Annotated in this window: 14 protein-coding genes; 7 read left to right on the top strand and 7 right to left on the bottom strand. The window is 76.0% G+C overall.

The window, feature by feature from the left end:
- Positions 1–4 precede the first annotated feature (4 nt).
- Positions 5–730: a hypothetical protein gene (locus ACI79H_RS12305; RefSeq protein ID WP_456554683.1), complete on the bottom strand. Its 726-nt coding sequence runs from the start codon at positions 728–730 to the stop codon at positions 5–7.
- Between the two features lie 118 nt (positions 731–848).
- Here ACI79H_RS12305 and ACI79H_RS12300 point away from each other — a divergent pair, with 118 nt between their 5' ends.
- Complete coding sequence (locus ACI79H_RS12300; RefSeq protein ID WP_456554682.1) at positions 849–2,132, top strand: competence/damage-inducible protein A; 1,284 nt, start codon at positions 849–851, stop codon at positions 2,130–2,132.
- 7 nt (positions 2,133–2,139) lie between these two features.
- Here the strand turns inward: ACI79H_RS12300 and ACI79H_RS12295 are convergent, their stop codons facing one another.
- The 3 genes from ACI79H_RS12295 to ACI79H_RS12285 all read right to left on the bottom strand — a co-directional run bounded on the left by ACI79H_RS12295 (position 2,140) and on the right by ACI79H_RS12285 (position 5,924).
- A complete protein-coding gene (locus tag ACI79H_RS12295; protein WP_456554681.1) occupies positions 2,140–3,018 on the bottom strand; it encodes a class E sortase in 879 nt (292 codons plus the stop codon).
- A 179-nt stretch (positions 3,019–3,197) separates the two neighbouring features.
- Positions 3,198–4,598, bottom strand: coding sequence for a hypothetical protein (locus ACI79H_RS12290; protein WP_456554680.1), 1,401 nt, complete (start codon positions 4,596–4,598; stop codon positions 3,198–3,200).
- 183 nt (positions 4,599–4,781) lie between these two features.
- A complete protein-coding gene (locus tag ACI79H_RS12285; RefSeq protein WP_456554679.1) occupies positions 4,782–5,924 on the bottom strand; it encodes a hypothetical protein in 1,143 nt (380 codons plus the stop codon).
- A 210-nt stretch (positions 5,925–6,134) separates the two neighbouring features.
- On the opposite strand from ACI79H_RS12285, the gene ACI79H_RS12280 reads away from it, so the two are divergent.
- From ACI79H_RS12280 to ACI79H_RS12265, 4 genes are all read left to right on the top strand, one after another.
- Entirely contained in the window at positions 6,135–7,766 is a 1,632-nt protein-coding gene (locus tag ACI79H_RS12280) for an acyl-CoA dehydrogenase family protein (RefSeq protein WP_456554678.1), read from the top strand.
- A 124-nt stretch (positions 7,767–7,890) separates the two neighbouring features.
- A complete protein-coding gene (locus ACI79H_RS12275; protein ID WP_456554677.1) occupies positions 7,891–9,999 on the top strand; it encodes a putative bifunctional diguanylate cyclase/phosphodiesterase in 2,109 nt (702 codons plus the stop codon).
- A 110-nt stretch (positions 10,000–10,109) separates the two neighbouring features.
- Positions 10,110–10,820 carry an NYN domain-containing protein gene (locus tag ACI79H_RS12270; protein ID WP_456554676.1) on the top strand — a complete coding sequence of 237 codons (711 nt, stop codon included), beginning with the start codon at positions 10,110–10,112 and terminating at the stop codon, positions 10,818–10,820.
- A 100-nt stretch (positions 10,821–10,920) separates the two neighbouring features.
- Positions 10,921–11,559 carry a PilZ domain-containing protein gene (locus tag ACI79H_RS12265; RefSeq protein WP_456554675.1) on the top strand — a complete coding sequence of 213 codons (639 nt, stop codon included), beginning with the start codon at positions 10,921–10,923 and terminating at the stop codon, positions 11,557–11,559.
- Between the two features lie 109 nt (positions 11,560–11,668).
- Here the strand turns inward: ACI79H_RS12265 and ACI79H_RS12260 are convergent, their stop codons facing one another.
- Complete coding sequence (locus ACI79H_RS12260; protein ID WP_456554674.1) at positions 11,669–12,181, bottom strand: ATP-binding protein; 513 nt, start codon at positions 12,179–12,181, stop codon at positions 11,669–11,671.
- A 126-nt stretch (positions 12,182–12,307) separates the two neighbouring features.
- Between ACI79H_RS12260 and ACI79H_RS12255 the strand changes: the two genes are divergently transcribed.
- The gene (locus ACI79H_RS12255; protein ID WP_456554673.1) at positions 12,308–12,994 is read left to right on the top strand and encodes a GAF and ANTAR domain-containing protein; all 687 of its coding nucleotides are present in this window, start codon (positions 12,308–12,310) and stop codon (positions 12,992–12,994) included.
- Here ACI79H_RS12255 and ACI79H_RS12250 read toward each other — a convergent pair.
- Positions 12,991–13,941 (bottom strand): nucleoside hydrolase, encoded by a 951-nt coding sequence (locus tag ACI79H_RS12250; RefSeq protein ID WP_456554672.1) that lies wholly within the window; start codon positions 13,939–13,941, stop codon positions 12,991–12,993. The genes ACI79H_RS12255 and ACI79H_RS12250 overlap by 4 nt on opposite strands.
- Positions 13,942–13,972: 31 nt before the next feature.
- Positions 13,973–15,358 (bottom strand): APC family permease, encoded by a 1,386-nt coding sequence (locus tag ACI79H_RS12245; protein ID WP_456554671.1) that lies wholly within the window; start codon positions 15,356–15,358, stop codon positions 13,973–13,975.
- A gap of 335 nt (positions 15,359–15,693) precedes the next feature.
- Between ACI79H_RS12245 and ACI79H_RS12240 the strand changes: the two genes are divergently transcribed.
- The gene (locus ACI79H_RS12240; RefSeq protein ID WP_456554670.1) at positions 15,694–16,512 is read left to right on the top strand and encodes a hypothetical protein; all 819 of its coding nucleotides are present in this window, start codon (positions 15,694–15,696) and stop codon (positions 16,510–16,512) included.
- Positions 16,513–17,078 lie beyond the last annotated feature (566 nt).

Here is a 17,078-nt window from a genome sequence, read left to right as displayed (position 1 = left end):
GCGCTCAGCGGGAGCGGCCGGACCCCAGCCAGAGCGCGCCGCCGAGGCAGCCGAGGGCGGCGGTGAGCAGGAACCCGCGGTCGCTCGCGACGACCGGCAGCGCGACCAGCAGCCAGAAGACGGCGAGCCCGGTGAGGCCGCCGGCTGCGACCCGCCAGCCGGTCGCCGCGTCCAGCCGTCCGCCGCCGGGCAGCACGGCCGCCGCGGCGGCCAGGCCGAGCAGCGTGCAGAGCGTGGCGAAGGCCGACCACAGCGGGATGTCGGACCAGAACGACTCCCCGCCGAAGCGCAGGGCCAGGCCGAGCTCCAGCAGCACGAGGGCCGCCCCGACCAGGCCGAGCGCGACGAGCGCGGTCCGGTCACGGCGGGCCGGCGTGCGCGGCTGCTCCGCGGCGGGTCCCCCGTCGACCGGCGGCACCGGGCCGGTCGCGGACGCGTCGGGCAGCACCGCGGTGCTCTCGGCCGAGGACGCCGTCGCTCCGACGGCGGAGGACCCGGAGGCGGGCGACGCAGGCGCCGGCGGAGGCGGGAGGGGGCCCGGCAGGCCGGGCACGACGCCGACCGGCCCGGTCGGCTGGACGGTCTGCACGGGAGCCGGCGTCGTGGCTGCGGGGTGCGGAGGCAGCTGCGGTGCGGCCGTCGCCGGCGCGACCACGGGGATCTCCTGCGTGGGGGGCGACGTGCGGACGGCGGCACCGTCGGTCGGCTGGGGATCGGTCGGCGAACTCACGGGTCCTCCTCGCGCGGGTCGGTCGGCCGTCGAGGCCGGATCGTCCTCCGCACGGTAACGGGGGTGGGCCGGCGGGCAGGCCGGGCGCACCGACGGGCGCCGTCCTAGGGTCGGGCGGGTGAGCATCCGCGCCGGCATCGTCGTCACCGGTACCGAAGTCCTCACCGGCCGCGTCGCCGACGCCAACGGGCCCTGGCTCGCGGAGCGCCTGCGGGAGCTCGGCGTCGACGTCGGCCACGTGGTGGTGGTCGGCGACCGGCCCGACGACCTGGACGCAGCACTCGGCTTCCTCGCCCGCACCGGCGTACCGCTGGTGCTCACCACCGGGGGGCTGGGGCCCACCGCCGACGACCTCACCGCCGAGGTGGTCGGCGCGTTCCAGGGGCGCTCCTCGGCGGTGGACACGGAACTCGAGCAGCGCATCGGCGCGATCGTCGAGCGGCTCATGGCCTGGCGGGGCTGGCGGGCCGACGCCGCGTCCACGGCGGCCGGTGTCCGCAAGCAGGCACGGGTGCCCGAGGGCGCCGTCGTCCTCGCGCCCGTCGGCACGGCGCCGGGGCTCGTCGTCCCGCCGGCCGAGGGGCGCACGGGCCCGGTCGTCGTCGTGCTCCCCGGCCCGCCGGGGGAGCTGCGCGGCATGTGGCCGGCCGCGCTGGCCGCCGGGCCGGTCGCAGCGCTGCTCACCGGTGCGCCGGAGCTCCGCCAGGAGACCGTGCGCATGTGGGGCACCCTCGAGGCGCAGCTGGCCGCCACCCTGCGCGACGCGGAGGACGGGCTCCGGGGGCTGGAGATCACCACCTGCCTGCGCGAGGGGGAGCTGGAGATCGTCACCCGGTTCGCCCCGGACGCCCAGCCCGCCTACGACCGGCTGCTGGCGGCGCTCACCGAGCGGCACAGGGACACGGTGTTCTCCACCGGCCCGGACCTGGACGAGCTGGTGGCCACGGCGCTGACCGACCGGGGGCTGACCGTCGCGACGGCGGAGTCCTGCACCGGCGGGCTGCTGGCCGGCCGGCTCAGCGCCCGGGCCGGGTCGTCGGCCTACCTGCTCGGCGGGGTCGCGGCCTACGCGAACAGCGCCAAGGAGGAGCTGGTCGGCGTCCCGGCCGCGCTGATCGCCGAGCACGGCGCCGTGAGCGCCGAGGTCGCGGCCGCGCTGGCCGACGGCGCCCGCGCGCGGTTCGCCGCGGACGTCGGCATCGGCATCACCGGGATCGCCGGCCCGGGCGGTGGCACCGAGGACAAGCCGGTCGGCACCGTGCACCTGTGCGTCGTCGGCCCCGACGCGCGGCTGACCCGGGCGCTGCGGCTGCGCGGGTCCCGGACCGCGGTCCGGGACCGGTCCGTCACGATGGCGCTGCACCTGCTGCGCGAGCTGCTCCTCGGCGGCCCGCCGGCCTGATCGCCGGTCAGCCGCCGAGAACCGGGGGCCCGTCGGGCGCGGAGGCCTTGCTCAGCGGCGCACCGTCCAGCCGGGCGTGGATGATCAGCCGCTGCTCGGCGGAGTACTTGGGGTGGCAGGTGGTCAGCGTCAGGTAGGCGCCGGAGGCCTCGCCGCGGGCCGGCCCGCCCGGGGTGGGCGAGATGACCTCGACCTGCGAGGGGCGGACGATCTGCCGACCCGGGATGCCGCTGGGGTCGGTGCCGAAGTCGCCCGACGCCGCGTCGCCGAGCACGCGGTAGACGAACCACGAGTCGTCGGTCTCGACGACGATCGGGTCACCGGGACGCATCCGGTCGAGGTCCAGGAACGGCGAGCCCCGGCCCACCCGGTGGCCGGCGACGGCGAAGTTGCCCTGCTGGCCGGGCATGGCGGTGCCGACGTAGTGGCCGGGGCCCTGCTCGAGCTGGACCTCCGAGGCGCCCTCGACGACGACGCGGGAGTAGTCCTCGTCCAGGCGCGGGATGTGCAGGATCGCGAAGGGGTCGCCGACGTCGGCCCGGATCGCCTCCGGGGCAGCAGCGGGCGGCTGCTCGGCCGGCGCGGGGGCCGCACCGGGCGGGGCCTCGACGACGGGGGCATCGCCGGGCGGCGGCGCGACGGTGGGCGAGTCCGCCCACTGCTCCTGGATGGTCTCGGCGAGCTGGTCCTGGGCGCGGGCGGCCAGCAGGTCGGTCACCCAGAGCTGGTAGACGACGAAGAGCAGGACGACGAGGCCGACGGTGATCAGCGTCTGGCTGATCCCGCGGCCGACCGTGCGCAGCCGGGCGGTGCCGCTGCGACGGGCGGGGACGGTGGGGTCCGGCGCCGCCGCACCGGGCGTGTCGCGCTCCGCTGTCCCGTGCACTCTGGTCCTCTGTCCGGTGTCGGCGGGCCCCGGCGCGGGTAGCAGCGCGGGGAACCCGATGGGTGGAAACGGGTGGAACGAGGCGGGACGCCGCCTGCCGGCGGCTACCGGCAGACGACGTCCCAGGGTGGAGTCCGGCCCGCCGCTCCGAGTGACCGGAGCGGCGGGCCGGCGCCTTGTCAGGCCTCCTGCGCCTCGCGGCGACGGGAGGCGACACCCAGGCCCAGGCCGGCGGTGAGGGTCAGCAGACCCACCGTCAGCGGGAGCGAGACGTCAGAGCCGGTGTAGGCCAGCTGCGACGTGGGCTGGGCACTGCTCACGGCCTTGACGGGGGCCGCGTAGCGCACCGCGGAGTGGTGCGCAGCCGGCTTCGCGACCGGGGCAGCGTGGTGCTCCGGGCAGTCGGCGTCGTGGTGGTGCTCGTAGTGCTTCACCGGAGCGGCCGGGGCCGGGGCCGGGGCCGGAGCCGGGGCCGGGGCCGGAGCCGGGGCGGGAGCCGGAGCGGGCTTGCTCTCCGGCAGCTTGCAGACCCACTCGGCCGCGTTGCCGGCGGCCGCGTTGTTCGAGCAGGTCACCGTGCCGCCGTTGGCCTCGGCGATGATGTTGATGATGACGTTGATGTTCTGGTTGCAGATCACGTCACCCTTCACCGACGAGCAGTACAGCGTGTTGCCGTTGCCGGCCACCACGTCGATGACGGGGCTGCCGCCACCGGCGTCGATGTCGCCGGTCTCGGCCTCGTTGTCGACGTCGTTGCGGGCGTCGACGTCCTGGTCGTTGTAGCTGTCGGCGTCACCGTGCTTGCCGGAGCCCCCCGCGGTCACCGAGTCGATGGTGCCGTCGGCGTTGGCCTCGTTGTCCGCACCGTTGCCGGCCGCGGCGTTGTTGCTGCCGCTGACGTGGCCACCGTTGGCCTCGACCTCGATGTTGACCTCGGTGTCGATGTCCTGGTCGGCCTCGACGTCGCCCTTGTAGGAGCCGGCGCCCAGGTCGTTGCCGTTGCCGGCGAGCACGCCCACGGCGGGGCTGCCGCCGCCGGCGTCGATGTCACCGGTCTCGGCCTCGTTCTCGACGTCGTTGCTGGCGTCGACGTCCTGGACGTTGGTGCTGTCGGCGTCGCCGTGCTTGCCGCCGCCGGCCGTGGTCGAGTCGATGCTGCCGTTGGCGTTCGCGGTGTTGGTCGCACCGTTGCCGGCCGCGGCGTTGTTGCTGTCGCTGACCGTGCCGCCGTTCGCCTCGACCGCGATGTTGACGACGGTCGTCACGTTCTGCGACGCCGAGACGTCGCCCTTGACGCTGCCGGCCTCGACGCTGTTGCCGTTGCCCGCGACGACACCGACGGCGGGGCTGCCGCCGCTGGCGTCGATGTCACCGGTCTCGGCGTCGTTCTCGACGTCGTTGCTGGCGCTCACGTCCTGGACGTTGGTGCTGTCCGCGTCACCGGACTGGCCCGCCGTCGTCGAGGTGATGTCGCCCGTGGCGGTCGCGTCGGTCGACGCCCCTGCCACTGCGTCGCCGAGGAAGAAGATCCCCCCGGCCATACCGGCAATGGCCAGGCCATTGCGCACTGATCGTCTCATCGTGTCCGTTCCTCGTGATGGGTGGATGGTGCGTGGGTGAGGAGGTGCTCCGCGTGCCACAGAGCCATGGATGGGCACGCGGCTTCTTGCGGGTGGGTGGAACGAGCGGGGCGGCCGCACAGGGTCGTGATGCGCCCCCCGTGGCACACCGGGATCGAGGGGCGGCCGCTCAGGCGGCCGGCCTCAGTCGGGCCGTGACCCGGTGTCGGCGACCGGGCCGCCGATGGAGCCCTCGAGAGGGGCGCTGCGCCCGGCGCTCAGGGCCAGGACGAGGTCGACCGGGGTGGTCGGCAGGACGGCGGTGCAGAAGCCGCCGAGGGACGAGCCGCCCTGGCCGGCGCTCTGGGCACCGCACCCGGCGGGCGCGCCGGAGGTGACCGGCGCGGCGGGAGCCGGCGCCGGGAGCGGGAAGGGCGTCGTCGGCGCGGACGGTGCCGCGGGGACGGGTGCCGGGTCCACCGGCTGGGGGGCGACGACCGGAGCGGCGGGCGCGGCGGGAGCGGCAGCAGGTGCGGAGCGCACCGGCGCGGCGCTGCGGGTCGGTGCGGGCTCCTCGGCCGCCGGCTCGGCGTCCAGGGCCGGGACGGCGGGCGCGGGCTCGGCGGCGGGAGCGGGCTCGGCGGCGGGAGCGGGCGGGGCGACCGGGGTCACGGCGACCACGGGGGCCGCGAGGGCCGCAGGCGCCTCGACGGCGGGTGCCGGAGCCGGGGTGCCGGTGGTGCACGGCTGGTCGTCGACTGCGGCGTCCGGCGGCGCCACCGCGTCCCCGGCGGGCTGCTCCACGGCGGTCGCGGCGGTCGCACCGGTCGCGGAGGCGCAGGAGGGGCCGGCCGTCGCGGGCTGCTCGGCCTCCGGCGCCGGATCCTGCTCGGGGACCTGCGCCGACTCCCTCGAGACGGTCACCGTCGTGCTGCCCTCGGGCGTGGTGGTCGTCGTGGTCGTGGTGGTCGTGGTCGTCGCGGTGGCCGTGGTGGCCGTCGTGCCCTCGTCCGGTCGGGTCGCGCCGTCCGGCGTCCCGCCGGAGGAGTGCTCGACCGTGCTCACGGTGGTCGTCTGCACCGTCGTCACCGATCCCGCCGGGGCCGGCTCCGTCGGGTCGCCGCCGGGTGCGGTGCCGGTCTGCTGGGCGCCGGGCTCGGCGCCGGGGGCGGTCTGCTCGACCGGGGCGCTCGGGGCCGGCTCCTCGGCGCGGGCGACGTCGGCGGCCAGGGTGAGCCCGGCGTACACGCCGGCGCCCAGGACGCCGGTCAGGAGGAGGCGGCGGACGCGGGACCGGCGCACGGCGGGCAGGACCCGTCCGTCACCGACTCCGGTCATCCCCGTCATGCGGCGGACCGTAGGAACGGGCCCGGGCGCGCCGCTAGCGCTCGGTACCCGGCCGTTTCGTTGGTCCGGAGTGTCACGCCTCACACCCGATCGGGTGGTCACGATCCGTTATGAGAACGCGCAACAAGGCCGCTCTCCGTGTCCGTGCCGCTACCTGCGGCTCATCTCGGCAGGTGCACAGGTGGTGGCCACGGGTCGTACGGTGCGCGTATGCGCGCCACCCACGAGGTGACCAACCAGGTCCCGCCGCTGATCGGGCACGACCCGATCGCCGGGGATGCGGCCCTCGCCGAGGCCTGCGTCCGGCACGCCGACCGGGCGACGCTGGACTCGCTGGCCGACCTCGGCAGGCTGGCCGGGAGCGAGCAGGCCCAGGAGTGGGGGCGGCTGGCGAACGAGCACCCGCCCCGGCTGCGCACCCACGACCGCTACGGCCACCGGATCGACGAGGTGGAGTTCCACCCGGCCTGGCACGAGCTGATGCGGACCGCCGTCGAGCACGGGCTGGCCGGCGTCCCGTGGCGGGCCGCCGCCGGGGGCGACGCCCACGCCCACGTCCGGCGGGCCGTGGGCTACCTCGGGTGGACCCAGGTCGAGATGGGCCACGGCTGCCCCACGACCATGACCTACGCGGTGGTGCCGGCGCTGCGCCGAGCCCCGGAGCTCGCCGCCCGCTACGAGCCCGGGCTGACGGCCGCGGCCTACGAGTTCGGGCTCGCCGAGCCCACCGGCAAGCGTGGCCTCGTCGCCGGCATGGGCATGACCGAGAAGCAGGGCGGCTCCGACGTCCGGGCGAACACCACCCGCGCCGTCCTCCAGCCGGACGGGACCTACCGGCTGACCGGGCACAAGTGGTTCACCTCGGCGCCGATGAGCGACCTGTTCCTCGTGCTGGCCCAGCTCGACGAGGGGGTGTCGTGCTTCCTCGTGCCGCGGGTGCTCCCCGGCGGCAGCCGCAACGTGTTCCACGTGCAACGTCTCAAGGACAAGCTCGGCGACCGGTCCAACGCCTCCAGCGAGGTGGAGTTCGACGGGACGACGGGCTGGCTCGTGGGCGAGCCGGGCCGCGGCGTCCCGGCCATCATCGAGATGGTGAACATGACGCGGCTGGACTGCGTCCTCGGCTCTGCCGCCACCGTCCGCGCCGCCCTCACCCAGGCGAGCCACCACGCCCGCCACCGCTCGGCCTTCGGCGCGCTCCTGGCCGACCAGCCGCTCATGCAGAACGTGCTCGCCGACCTGGCCGTCGAGAGCGAGGCCGCCACCGCGCTGGGCATCCGGCTGGCGGCGGCGGTGGACGCCGGGGAGCAGGCGTTCCTGCGGCTGGCGGGGGCGGCGGCGAAGTTCTGGGTCTGCAAGCGCGCCCCGGGCGTGGTCGCCGAGGCGATGGAGGTGCTCGGCGGCAACGGTTACGTCGAGGACTCCGGCCTCCCGCGGCTCTACCGGCAGTCGCCGCTCAACTCGATCTGGGAGGGCTCGGGCAACGTCATCGCCCTCGACGTTCTCCGGGCGATGGGGCGCTCCTCGGAGTCCCTGGCGGCGGTGACCGCCGAGATCGACCTCGCCCGGGGCGTCGATCCCCGGTTCGACGACGCGGCGCAGCGGCTCTCCGCCGAGCTGGCCGACCCCGACCGGCTCCCGCTGCGGGCCCGGCGGATCGCCGGGCTGCTCGCCCTCTGCCTGCAGGGGTCCCTGCTCCTCCGGTACGCCCCTGCAGCCGTCTCGGACGCCTTCTGCGCGTCGCGCCTCGGTGGCGACTGGGGTGCCGTGCTCGGCACCCTCCCCGCCGCCACGGACGTCGCGTCGCTGGTCAGGAGGGCGGCGGTCCGGCCCACCGGATGAGGGCTCCGGAGCAGTAGTCTCGGGGAACCGGCCGGCCGGTTCCCCCCACCACCGGGGGACGGCCCAGGCCATGATCTCCGCGTACGCGGACCACCGGATGCCAGCGGGACGGAGTGCGGGGAGCGTGGCTTCAGACGACGGGTCGCGACCGGTCCGGCCGGACCTGTCCGCGGCGCCGGACGCCGTCTTCCGGTTGGACCCCGAGGGCCGCTTCACCTACGTGAACCCGGCCGCCGAGGCGCTCCTGGACCACCGCGCCGACGAGCTGCTGGGCCGGATCGCGGGGGAGTGCTTCCCCGCCGCGGTGAACTCCATCGCGCAGCAGCGCTACCAGGAGACGCTGGCCGACGGGCTACCGCGCGAGTTCGACTACTTCTACGAGCCGCACGACCGCTGGTACGAGATCCGCGTCTTCCCCGACCCACCCGGGATCTCGGTCTTCTTCCGCGACGTCGACGCCCGGCACCGCGCGGAGGCGGAGCGGGAGGCCGAGCTGCGCCGGCTCACCTCGGTGCTCGAGGCCCTGCCGTCGGCGACGGTCCTCCTCGACGAGGACCGGCGGATCCTGACCGGGAACCGGGCCTGGATGACCAGCCGCGCCCGGCCCGCCGAGGGCATCGGCGTCGCCGGGAGCGACTACCTCGCGGCGATCCAGCCGGGCCTGGCGCCGGCCGATGCCGAGGCCATCGCCGGCGGCATCCGACGGCTGCTCGAGGCCCCGGCCGGCGCCCAGCCCGCCGGCTTCGAGCACGAGTACCCGAGGTCCACGCCGACGACCACCGGCTGGTACCGCATGCAGGCCTCCCGGGTGGAGCTCTCCACCCGGGTCGTCGTGACCCACACCGATGTCACCGAGCGGGTGCGGGGCGAGCAGGCGCTGGCCTGGCGGGCGCGGCACGACGACCTCACCGGGCTGCCGAACCGCAGCACGCTGCTGGACCTCACCGCCGAGGCGCTGGCCGCCGGGCCGGCCGACGACGGCACCGCCGCGGCGCTCATCGTGCTCGACCTCGACGGCTTCAAGACGATCAACGACTCGCTGGGCCACGGGATCGGCGACCAGCTCCTCCGGCAGGTGGGCCACCGGCTGGCCGGCGCGCTGCGGCCGGGCGACGCGGTGGGCCGCCTCGGCAGCGACCAGTTCGTCGTGCTGGCCACCGGGTGCCACACGTCCGACGCCGCCGACCTGGCCTTCCGGCTGCAGGGCACCTTCACCCGGCCCTTCCCCGCCTCGGGGATCTCGGTGCCGCTCTCGGCCAGCGTGGGCGTGGCGGTGGCGCAGCCCGACGCCCGGGACCCGCACCAGCTGCTCAGCGACGCCGACGCCGCCATGTTCGCCGCCAAGAGCATGGGCCGGGACCGTGTGCGGCTGTTCTCGCCGGGGCTGCGCGAGGCGGCCCGCTGGCGGCTGGAGGTGGCCACCCGGCTCCGCGACGAGGCGATCGACCAGCTGGTGGTCCACTACCAGCCCGTCGTCCGGCTCGACACCGGTGAGGTGGAGGGGGTGGAAGCGCTGGTGCGGTGGCAGCACCCCGAGCGCGGGCTGCTCTCGCCGGACACCTTCCTCGCCGTCGCCGAGGAGACCGGCCAGATCATCCCGATCACCCGCTGGCTGCTGCGCGAGACCACCCGGCGGGCGGCCCAGTGGGCGGCCCAGGGCCTGCCGCTGCGGATGTCGGTGAACATCAGCGCCCGGCACTTCTCGGCCGAGACGCTGGTACGCGACGTCCGGCTGGCGCTGCGCGAGTCGGGGCTGGCGCCCGACCAGCTGGTGCTCGAGCTGACCGAGACCAGCATCGCCGAGGACCCGACGCGCGCCGAGGACCAGCTCACCGTCCTGCGGAGGGCCGGGGTGCGGGTGGCGATCGACGACTTCGGCACCGGCTGGTCGTCGCTGGCCCAGCTGTTCTCCCTGCCCATCGGCACGCTGAAGATCGACCGCTCGCTGCTGGTCGCCGCCGAGCGGGTCACCGGCGGCGAGGGCGGCGCCGTGCTGGCCGCGATCGTGGCGCTCACCCGCACGCTGGGCATCCGGTCGGTCGCCGAGGGCGTGGAGACCGCGGAGCACCTCCGGATGGTGCGCGAGGCCGGCTGCGACCTGGTGCAGGGCTGGCTGCTCGGCCACCCCATGCCGGGGGACGCCGTCCCGGGCTGGGTCCGCGGGATGCAGGAGGCCGGCGGCGACGTCTGCGCCATCGCCTCGGCCGCCGCACCGGTGCCCACCGCGTCGTGAGCGCACCGGGCACCTCCCGCCCGGGCCGGGCACGCCGGATCTCGCGGCGGGCGACGTCCCCGGCCGGGCCGCCGGCGGCGCAGGTCCCCCCCGCGGGGCAGACTGCTCCCGTGCCGGACGCCCCCACCGCCCCCGCCCCGGTCGACGCCGCCGTCGACCCGCTGCCCGCCGCCGGCGCCGACGGCGGCCGCGCGCGGCCGCCGCTGGACCTGCTGATCTGGGACGCCCCGAACATCGACATGACCCTGTCGACGGTCATCGGCGCGCGACCCACGAAGGACTCCCGGCCGAGGTTCGACGCGATCGCCGCGTGGTTCGTGTCGGGGGCCGAGGACGCGGGCGCGGGGCCGGTGCCGGAGGTGGAGGCGTGCGTCTTCGCCAACATCCCGCCGCAGCCGGGCTCGCTGCGCGGGTTCGTCGAGGCGCTGCGCGGGTTCGGGTACGCGGTGTTCGCCCGGCCGAAGCTGCAGCCGAACGACGACATCGACCAGGACATGCTCGACCACATCGCGGTCCGCGAGCACAGCCACCAGCTGCGCCGGCTGATCGTCTTCTCCGGCGACGGGCGGAACTTCGCCGAGCCGCTCGAGCAGCTGGCCCGGCGGGGCACGCAGGTCGTCGTCGTCGCCTTCAGCGAGGTGGCCGGCTACGCGATCAGCTCCGAGGTCCTGGAGTTCATCGACATCGAGGACGTGCCCGGGGCGTTCGTCGAGCCGCTCGACCGGGTGCGCCTGGACGCGCTGCCCGCGGACGGCGCCTGGCTGCGGCCGACCCGCAGCCTGCGGGACTTCGTCAGCTCGTACGCGGCGCGCCGCACCTGAGCCCGCCCGGCGGCGGGCCGGCGGTTACCGTTTCCCGTCCTCGAACGGTCCGGTCCACGGTTGCGATCCGTACGGACGTGGCTGCAGAACGGAGATCAACATGGCCGGCGTTCCCGGTGTCGACGTCCCCGAGGAGCAGAGCGAGGCCGACGTGACCCTCCCGTCCCACGGCATCTCGATCAACGCGCGGGTGGAGTTCGTGGGGGACGGCGTCCTCACGGTGCGGCCCTCGGCCGGGGAGTACGTCGAGCAGTCCGTCGTCGTCCCCGGCGACCGCGTGAAGGTCTACTGGAAGTCCGCGGTCACCCGGCGCGCGCTGCCGGCCGAGGTCGTGGAGGTGGAGACCGGGGCGGTGGTGCGCTGGCGCCTGCGGACGACCGGTCCGGCCGAGGACAGCCAGCGCCGCACGGCCGTGCGCGGGCGCCTCACCGTGCCGGTGGTGGCCGGCCACGGCACGGTGGAGCTCACCGGCGAGAGCGTCGACATCAGCGAGAACGGCATCCGGGCCCAGTTCGAGGGTTTCGGCTCGCTGCCGGAGCCCGGTGCCACGCTGGACCTGCACCTCGCGCTCGAGGACGGCGAGCTGCGGACCAAGGCCGTGGTGGTGCGGGCCCACGCCCGCGGCGCGCGCTGGACGATGTCGATCCGCTTCGTCGGCATCCAGGAGAAGGAGCAGGACCGGGTGCGCCGGCGGGTGTTCCAGGCCCTGCGCGAGGAGCGCGCCCGTTCGATTGAATGACGTCGTGAGGAGGTGGCTCCCGGAGGGGTCGCCGATCGATCGACCGGCGCGCTCGGCGCAGCCGGGGGACGGCTCCTGGCCGCGGTGCGGTCCGGAGGACCGCGGGGTCCTAGTCGCGGCGGTGGTCCCCGGAGCGGGGCTCGGGCAGCCGGTCGCGCTGCTGCTCGGTCGACTCGCCGCGGCCGGAGGGCAGCCGGGCCCAGACGTGCTTGCGCCCGGGCCGCTCCTCCCAGCCGTAGCTGCTCGACAGCTGCGTCACCAGGTGCAGCCCCATGCCGCCCAGGGCGGGGTCCCGGTCGACGGCGGGCACGGGCGGCCGGTCGGGCGCCTCGTCGCTGAGGTCCAGCAGCCAGCCCTCCGGGCCGGCGACGACGAGCGCGCGGACGTCCCCGCCGCCGTGCCGCAGCGCGTTGGAGGCCAGCTCCTCGAAGACCAGCAGGAGCCCGTCCCTGGCGTCCTCCGTGGACGCCGAGGCCACCGAGGGGTGTGCTATCCGGGCCCGCAGGTCCGAGCGCACGCGGGAGACCACGTGCATCGCCTCGAGCTGCCAGTGCCAGACGTCGCCGGGCACGGAGGGGACGGGCGCGGCGGGCCACGCGTCCCGGGCCGGCTCGTCGGCCATCGCATCTCCTCGCGTCTGCTCCGCAAGCGGGCGGGGGGTCCCCCGGCCGGGTCCATCCTGACCGATGCGGCCTGCGTGCGCGAAGGCGGGCGGCCCGGGGGCGGTCCGGCAGGGCACAATGCGCCCGTGGACGATCTGCTGCGGGACCTGAGCCGGGTGGTGTTCGCCGACCGCGCGCTCGACGACGTCCTCTCCGACATCACCACCATCGCGGCGCGGGCGGTACCCGGCGCGGAGTCGGTGTCCACCACCCTGCTGCGCGGCGACAAGCCGTTCACCGCGGCCTACTCGGGCGAGATGGCGCTGATGGCCGACGAGCTCCAGTACGACGAGGGCTACGGCCCCTGCATGGACGCCGGCCGCGGCGGGGTCGTCCTGCGGATCGACGACATGGGCACCGAGACGCGGTGGCCGACCTACGTCGCGCGCGTCCGCGACAAGGGGGTGCGCAGCTCGTTGTCGCTGCCGCTGCCCTTCCAGGGCAGCGTCATCGGGGCGCTGAACATGTACTCCTCGCAGCCGGAGGCGTTCGTCTCCCCCGAGTCCCTGGCGGCGGGCCAGGAGGTCGCCGAGGCGATCGCGGTCGCCGTCGTCAACGCCGACGCCCACCACCGGGTCGGCGAGCAGGCGCGCAACCTGAAGCTCGCGATGGAGACCCGCGCGGTCATCGAGCAGGCGAAGGGCGTGCTGATGGCCCAGCGCCGGGTCGACGCGGACGCGGCCTTCGAGATCCTCCGCGACGCCTCGCAGCGCTACAACCGCAAGCTGAGGGACATCGCCGTCGGGATCGTGGACTCCACCCGCCCCGCCTAGGCCGTCCCGTCGAGCTGCGCCAGCCGCTGCACGAGGAACTCGACGGCCGCCGTGCTGTCGACGGTCTCGGCCACGTCGACCGCCGTCCGCGACGTCGACACCGCGCGCCGGTCCACCAGCGTCTGCCCGCGGCCGTAGCCCAGCGTGGTGTCCACGACCACGTCCCGGCGGACCGTGCCGAGCGTGCCGGGCGCGATGGCCTCGGTCAGCGCCAGGGCGTCGTGCACCACGACGCCGGCGGTGCCGTAGGCGTCGCGGGCGTGGTCGAGGTACTGCTGCAGGATCGCCGCGGCCGTGGCCCCCACCGGGCCCGCCGCGGCGAAGCGGGCGATGCCCTTCTCGGTGAGCACGGTCGGGATGGTGACGTCGAGGCCGACCATGACCGTCGGGATCGAGGAGCCGAACACGGCGGCCGCCGCCTCGGGGTCGGACCAGATGTTGAACTCCGCCGCGGCGGTGACGTTGCCGCCGAACCCGGCAGAGCCCCCCATGACCACGAGCCGGTCGATGCGCTCGGCGGCCTCGGGGTGCACGGCGAGCAGCAGGGCGATGTTCGTCAGCGGGCCGATCGCCGCGACGGTGACCGGCTCCGGCGAGGTGGTGAGCAGCTCGGCCAGCGCGAGGACGGCCGGTCGCGGGTCGGTCCGCGCGGGCGACGGCGGCAGCTGCACGCCGCCGAGCCCCTCCGCGCCGTGCACGTGACCGGCGCGCTCGGGCTGCGGGTGGATCAGCGAGGCCTGCGCGCCGGCGGCGACCGGCACGTCGGAGCGGCCGGCCAGGTGCAGCACCCGCAGCGCGTTCTCCGTCGTCAGCGCCAGGTCGACGTTGCCGTGCACCGTGGTGACCAGCCGCAGGTCGACCTCGGGGCTGGCGAGCGCGAGCAGGATCGCGAGGGCGTCGTCGATGCCGGGGTCGGTGTCGATCACGAGCGGGATGCGGGCGGTCACCGCAGCATCCTCGCAGCGGCCGCGACCGCGCTCAGGAGGCGGTCGGCACCCGCTCCTCGGCCAGGGGCTCGGAGGTGTTCCGCCACCACGGCAGCTGTGCCAGCAGGTACAGGCCGACACCGACGGCCAGCAGGATGCCGGCCCGCAGCCAGATGCCGGCCTCCTGCTGCCAGAGCAGCAGCACGCACGACGCGATGGCCAGCACCGGCACGATCGCCCACACGCGGAAGTGGTCGGCCTGCACCTCGTCCCTGCGCAGCACGAGGACGGCGGTGTTCGTGCTCAGGAAGACGAACAGCAGCAGGAGGACGACGGTGTTGGCGAGCTCGCCCAGGTCGCCGGTGAGCGTGAGGGCGATCGCGACGAGCGTGGTGACCACGATCGCGACCCAGGGGGTGCGGCGGTTGGGCAGCACGGTGGCCAGCGGGCGGGGGAGCAGCCCCTGCTCGGCCATGCCGAACACCAGCCGGCTGGCCATGATCATGGTGAGCAGCGCGCCGTTCGCGACGGCGATCAGGGCCACGGCGCTGAACAGCTCGTCCGGCACGCCGACGTCGGCGGCGCGCACGACCTCCAGCAGCGGCCCGGACGAGGCGGCGAGATCGTCGGGCGCCAGGACGACGGAGGCGGCCAGGCCGACCAGCACGTAGACCACGCCGGCGACGAGCAGTGCACCGAACAGCGCCCGCGGGTAGACCCGCCGCACGTCCCGGACCTCCTCGGCGACGTTCGCGGACACCTCGAACCCGACGAAGGAGTAGTACGCGAGCAGTGCGGCGGCGAGGACGCCGGAGGTCACCGTCACGCCCTCGGGGAACTCGGTCACCCGGCCCACGTCGCCGTCGCCACGGCCGAGGACGAGCGCGCCGAGGATGACCACCAGCACCAGGCCGGACACCTCGATGACGGTCATGACCACGTTGGCCCGCACCGACTCCTTGATCCCGCGGGCGTTGAGCAGCGCCACGAGGACCAGGAACACCACCGCGGCGGGGACGGCCGGCACGTCGAGGAAGACGCCCAGGTAGTCGCCGCCGAACGCCAGCGACAACCCGGCGGCGCTGGTGACGCCGGCGGCGAGCATGCAGTAGCCCACGAGGAAGGAGACCAGCGGGCTGCGGAACGCGCGCTGGGCGAACACCGCCGAGCCGCCCGCCCGCGGGTACTTGGTCACCAGCTCGGCGAAGGACGCGGCGGTGAGCATGGCCAGCACGAGCGCGACCAGCATCGGCAGCCAGACCGCGCCGCCCACCTCACCGGCGATCTCGCCGACGAGGGCGTAGACGCCGGCGCCGAGGACGTCGCCCAGGATGAAGAGGAAGAGCAGCTTCCCCGTCACCGACCGCTTCAGGCGGGTGCCGCCGTCGCCGTCGTCCCGGGTGGCGGTGTCGGTCGTGTCCCGCGGGTTCTCCTGCACCCGCAGAGTGTCGGAGCGGTCGGCGAACGCGGCAATTCGGCGGCGCACGATCGGGGGACGCGCCACCCGGTGCGCGCCGACACGCGGGCACGCCGCCCCCGGTCCCCGGGTCACCGACGCGCGACGGACCATTTCCACGCTCGGAATGCGCGGATTGTCGACAAGCGGACGGGCGGAGGAACGGGTCACCGACCGCTCCGGAATGGTCGCGCAACGGTTCGGTCACGCGCACTCCAGGAGATGCCGGGAATGGCCGGGGCGCGCGTCCCGATTGCCTAGCTTTCTCCTTGTCCGCGACACCTTCCCCGGTCGCGGACGACGACCCGGGAGGCGACATGAGCAGCAACGAGGCGACCCTGGCGCCCCTGCGCGGCACCGCCTCCTCCGCCGTGCCCGCCGCCCGTGTCCGGCCCGTGCACGTGTCCGCCGCCCCGGCCTCGGCCCGTCGCGCGCCGCTGCGGCCGGTGCTGCCGGCGCCCGCCGCCCGTACCGCCGCTCCGCGCCCGGCGGCGACTCGCACCCCGACCGTCACCGTCGTCCCCGAGCCGGTGCGCCGGCCGATCACCGGGCTGCGGGACCTCACCCGCCGGGTGGCGCTGTGGGGTGCCGGTCCGCAGGGCGAGTACCTGGCCTGGTCCACCCCGGAGCCGGCGCCGCGTGCGCCGCTGCGTCCGCGGCTGCGGGGCCTCACCCGCCGGATCGCCCTCTGGGGTGCCGGTCCGCGCGGCGAGCACCTGGCATGGGGGCGGCCCGCCCCCACCCCGGCGCCGCGGCAGGTCGACCCCCCGGTCGTCCTGCGGGAGCTGCCGAGCACCCCCACGATCCGGCCCGCGGCGTCTTCCCCCGCCGTGGCGCTGATTCCTGCTCCGACGCGCCGAGCCCCCGGTACGGGACCGGTCGTCGCGCAGGTGGCACCGCCCGTCCGGGTCACGCCGGCCGGCACGAGGTGGGCACCCCCGCCTCCCGGCTGGCCGCAGCCCCCGGTGCTCGTCCGGCAGCCGGCCCCGCCCGCGGTCCGGGCTCCGGCAGCGGCACCGATGCCGTCCCGCCCGGGACGGACCGTGCCGGCCGCCCGGTCGCCGTCCACCGCCGCCCGCGCCGGGCCGGCCCGCGCCCGGGGGGACCCGCTCGTGGTCCCCGCCCTGCAGGCCTGAGGCACGCAGTCCTCCGCTCCTCCCGAGCACGCCGTGACCGATCCCCCTCATGCCGGGGACCGGGACCGTGCCTCGGTCGTCCGAGTGCGACCCTCCCGGGCCGACCTCGGCGCCACCTGGCCCACCCCGACGGTGCCCCTCCGGGCACCGGCCGCCTGCTCCGCCGTACGCGCTCGCCCCACCCTCCCGCCGACTGCCCCGAGCAGCGCGCGGACCCTCCCGGGGAGCGAGCCCGACGGCCGGCCGGCTGCCGGACCCGGAACCGCCGAGGTGAGAACAACAGGCCCTGCCGGTACCCCGTGGGACACGCCCCCCCCCGTGCTCCCCACCGGGTCTCTGACCGTCAGCACCTGGCCGGCCGGCGCCGCTGCAGTCCCGGGACGACGACGCACCACGACCGGCACGATCCCGGCAGCGGCCCGGCCCGGGCGCCGAGGACGACGCACCACCGCACGACCCGCCGAGGGGGGGGGGGGGGGGGGGGGGGGGGGGCGCCGGCGGGGGGGGGGGTGGGGGGGGGGGGGGGGGGGGGGGCGGGGGCCTTCGAGGGGGTGCGCGACGCGGCG

Source organism: Blastococcus sp. SYSU D01042 (assembly GCF_054050515.1).
This window is presented reverse-complemented; position numbering and strand designations above follow the sequence as displayed.

Bases quoted from the DNA above. Each gene is read 5' to 3' on its own strand.
- ACI79H_RS12290 (WP_456554680.1), bottom strand. From the start codon at position 4,598: ATGAGACGATCAGTGCGCAATGGCCTGGCCATTGCCGGTATGGCCGGG.
- ACI79H_RS12285 (WP_456554679.1), bottom strand. From the start codon at position 5,924: ATGACGGGGATGACCGGAGTCGGTGACGGACGGGTCCTGCCCGCCGTG.
- ACI79H_RS12280 (WP_456554678.1), top strand. From the start codon at position 6,135: ATGCGCGCCACCCACGAGGTGACCAACCAGGTCCCGCCGCTGATCGGG.
- ACI79H_RS12265 (WP_456554675.1), top strand. From the start codon at position 10,921: ATGGCCGGCGTTCCCGGTGTCGACGTCCCCGAGGAGCAGAGCGAGGCC.
- ACI79H_RS12260 (WP_456554674.1), bottom strand. From the start codon at position 12,181: ATGGCCGACGAGCCGGCCCGGGACGCGTGGCCCGCCGCGCCCGTCCCC.
- ACI79H_RS12240 (WP_456554670.1), top strand. From the start codon at position 15,694: ATGAGCAGCAACGAGGCGACCCTGGCGCCCCTGCGCGGCACCGCCTCC.